At 61.9% G+C, this 3,405-nt stretch carries 5 protein-coding genes; 2 read left to right on the top strand and 3 right to left on the bottom strand.

Translation table 11 applies throughout. The annotated features are described in order from the left end of the window. Positions 1–180, bottom strand: a 180-nt coding sequence (locus EN884_RS30250) for a hypothetical protein (protein WP_164895243.1), incomplete at its 3' end; no start/stop codon positions are given. A gap of 260 nt (positions 181–440) precedes the next feature. Between EN884_RS30250 and EN884_RS30245 the strand changes: the two genes are divergently transcribed. Then, complete coding sequence (locus EN884_RS30245; RefSeq protein ID WP_013531658.1) at positions 441–1,070, top strand: invasion associated locus B family protein; 630 nt, start codon at positions 441–443, stop codon at positions 1,068–1,070. 72 nt (positions 1,071–1,142) lie between these two features. Here the strand turns inward: EN884_RS30245 and hspQ are convergent, their stop codons facing one another. Then, positions 1,143–1,466 carry a heat shock protein HspQ gene (hspQ, locus tag EN884_RS30240; protein WP_024503281.1) on the bottom strand — a complete coding sequence of 108 codons (324 nt, stop codon included), beginning with the start codon at positions 1,464–1,466 and terminating at the stop codon, positions 1,143–1,145. A gap of 125 nt (positions 1,467–1,591) precedes the next feature. Here hspQ and EN884_RS30235 point away from each other — a divergent pair, with 125 nt between their 5' ends. Then, the gene (locus EN884_RS30235; RefSeq protein ID WP_063168002.1) at positions 1,592–2,554 is read left to right on the top strand and encodes an AEC family transporter; all 963 of its coding nucleotides are present in this window, start codon (positions 1,592–1,594) and stop codon (positions 2,552–2,554) included. Here EN884_RS30235 and EN884_RS30230 read toward each other — a convergent pair. After that, the coding region (locus EN884_RS30230) for an FAD-dependent monooxygenase (RefSeq protein WP_128360923.1) at positions 2,531–3,405 on the bottom strand (875 nt) is incomplete at its 5' end. The genes EN884_RS30235 and EN884_RS30230 overlap by 24 nt on opposite strands.

Here is a 3,405-nt window from a genome sequence, read left to right as displayed (position 1 = left end):
ATAGGTGATCGAGCCACCCTTCGGCGCGTCGGGATTGACGTAGTTGAAATGCGTATAGTCGGGCGGCAGCGCCGGCTCGCCCTGCATGGCGATGGCGTGCTTCGGCTCCGATGCGGCCGGCTGATGCGAAAGGGCGAGAAACGATATCGCGGTGATCAGCCAAACAAGAACGCGGCCCATGACCGTCTCCTTACTGGGCGGCTTGATGATTCGGACTGCACCCTAGCATGGCGCCACCGCGCTCCGGCCAGATACATCAGCCCAAATCGCACGGCCCAAATCGCACGGCCAAGAATCGCAGGCGCCGGGCTGGATTCGGCCTCGCTTGCAGTGTAACACGCCCTCCGAAGTCATTCTGTTGCCTCATTTCGGCAACAGGTAGCTGGACCACACGGCACGAAGAAGCCGGTCCCGGGATCATTTGAGAGGAAGTGCACGACATGACGAGCCTGAACAGCAACGCGTACCGCCTGTCGGTCATGGCCGCTGGCGTGGTCGGCTTTCTCGGCGCAGGGCTTCCCGCCGCTTCCGCACAGCAGCAGCAGCAGATTCCGCAAGGCTGGTTCAAGGCCTGCACCAAGCAGGAAGATGTCGACATCTGCAACGTCCAGAACATCACCACTGCCGGCAATGGCCAGCTGGTCACCGGCGTCAGCCTGATCGAGCTCAAGGGCAAGGTGAACCGCAAGGTGTTCCAGGTGACGGTTCCGACCGGCCGTCTGGTGCCTCCCGGCATCGGCCTGCAGATCGACACCGGCAAGGCGCAGAAGCTCGACTATGTGATCTGCTTCCCGGATCGTTGCGTGGCCGAAGTGCCGCTGACCGATCAGCTCGTCGCGGCATTCAAGAAAGGCCAGGCGATCACGCTGACTTCGGTCAATTTCCAGAATCAGCCCAATCCGATCAAGATCGCCCTGCAGGGCTTCAGCGGCGCCTATGACGGCCCGGCGCTGCAGCAGTCGGACATCGAGGACAGGCAGAAGAAGCTTCAGGACTTCGTCGCCAAGAACAACCAGGATTTCGCCAAGAAGCTCAAGGAAGAGCAGGACAAGGCGAAGACCGCCAACTGATCGGCCGATATCGCCGAGCCAACAAAAAAGCGGGGTTCATGCCCCGCTTTTTTGTGACTGTCTTCCAGCAGGCTAATGCCTGGACTGCCGCTTCTGTTGGTAGCCGCCGTCCGGCTTCTTGTCGAACATTTCCTTGATCTGCGGATGCCGGACCGGCTCGCCCGACTGGTCCTCGAGCAGGTTCTGCTCGGAGACGTAGGCGATGTATTCGGTCTCCGAATTCTCGGCGAGCAGATGGTAGAAAGGCTGATCCTTGCGCGGCCGCACGTCGGCGGGGATGGCTTCGTACCATTCGTCGGTGTTGGCGAATTGCGGATCGACATCGAAAATGATGCCCCTGAATGGAAACAGCCGGTGGCGAACCACCTGTCCGATTGCGAATTTGGCTGTTTTCATCGTACTCACCACTGAGTTCCTTGAGCTTATTTGGCGCAGACCGCGCATCAATTCAATCCCGAGGCGCTTGACGCCCTATTAAGCAACGGGTTAGCCCGGCGCCAGGGTTTCGGACCAGCATAAAAATGTCTGACGTCATCGGTCTTGTTCTTCCGTTCTTCGGCTTGATTTTTGTCGGGTTTCTGGTGGCGCGCATCACCAGGCAGCCGCTGGACGCGCTCGGCTGGATGAACACGTTCATCGTCTATGTCGCGCTGCCGGCACTTTTCTTTCAACTGCTTGCCAAGACGCCGTTCGAAGACCTGACGGAATGGCGCTTCATCTTCGGCTCGGTCGTCTCGACCTTCATGATATTTTCCTTGATGTTCATGGGGTCGGTCCTGACCTCGCGCGGCGAGATAGCGCAATCGACCATCAAGGCGCTCGCGGCCGCCTATGGCAATATCGGCTATATGGGGCCGGGGCTGGCGCTGCTGGCCTTCGGCGAGGAGGCGGCTGTGCCGGTCGCCTTGATCTTCTGTTTCGAGAACATCATGCATTTCGCCATCGCGCCCATGATGATGGCGCTGTCTGGCGACGAGAAGACCACTCCTCTCCGGCTTGCCCTGGGCGTCCTGCGCAAGATCGTGCTGCATCCGTTCATCATCGCAACCGCCCTGGGTGTCGGCGCCGCCTATATCGGCTTTCGACCGCCCGTGCCGGTGGAGCGATTTCTAGAATATCTTTCCCGTGCGGCCGCACCTTGCGCGCTGTTTGCCATGGGCGTCACGCTGGCGCTCAGGCCACTCAATCGCGTCCCGCATGAGATGGTTCCGATCGCCGCGCTGAAGCTGATCCTGCACCCGTTGCTCTGTTATGTCGTGCTGAGCTGGATCGGCAATTTCTCTGAGACATGGGTCTTCTCGGCGGTGCTTCTGGCCGCATTGCCGACCGCCACGAACGTCTTCGTCATCGCCCAGCAGTATGGCGTCTGGGTACAGCGAGCGTCGGCCAGTGTGCTGATCACAACCTGCCTGTCGGTCGTGACCGTTACCGGGCTGCTCTACCTGATCCGGCACAATATCCTAGCGCCGGACCTGTTTCCCTAACCCGCCGGCAAGCGCGGCAAAACCGCTGCCGGGACGAAGCCCCTCGCGCATGAAAAAAGCCCGAAGCGGCGCGAAGCCTCCGAGCACGCCGAGCCCGGCAACGCGGGCCATCTGCGCCGGCAGCATGTCGGAAAGCAGCGACATGTTGAGCAGGTTGACCGCGCTGCTGCGCGCCAGAATGTCGGGGCGGCGCTTGAAATCGTAGGCTGCAAGCGCCTTGGCTGCGCCCGGATCGGATCGATTTTCACAAGCGATTCCAATTAGATCGTCGACGTCTCTGATGCCGAGGTTGAGGCCTTGCGCACCGATCGGCGGAAACACATGGGCGGCTTCGCCGACCAGCGCCACCCGATCCCTTGCGAAACGAAGCGGCGTCACCGCCGATAGCGGGTAGATCTGCCGGCCCGGCTCGACAGCCACCCGGCCCAGCATCGACTGCATCTGCTGTTCGACCCGCTGAGAAAGTGTCGCATCGTCCAGCGCGGCGAGCTCGGTCGCGGTCTCGGGCTTGACCACCCAGACCAGGCTGGAGCGATTGCCGGGCAGCGGGACCTGCGTGAACGGACCGGTCTCGGTGTGGAATTCCGTCGAGGTGAAGGCGTGATCGCCGCTATGGCCGAAATTGAGGACGAGAGCTGCCTGCGGATAGGAGCGGGCCGAGGTCGAGATGCCGGCCGCCTGGCGCGCCGGTGACAAGCGTCCGTCAGCGGCGACCGCCAGCGATGCGTCAACCGAGCTGCCGTCGGCGAGGCCGGCACGAACATGCTCGGCATCGAGATGCCAGTTCGCCACCATCGACCTCAGCCAGTCGATGCCGGCGCGCGCGGCAACGGCGCTGGCGAGTGCCGGGG

Source organism: Mesorhizobium sp. M7A.F.Ca.AU.001.01.1.1 (assembly GCF_004022735.1).
Taxonomy (GTDB): Bacteria; Pseudomonadota; Alphaproteobacteria; order Rhizobiales; family Rhizobiaceae; genus Mesorhizobium; species Mesorhizobium ciceri.
The sequence above is the reverse complement of the archived record's forward strand: the minus strand, read 5'-3'. Positions and strand labels throughout refer to the sequence as shown.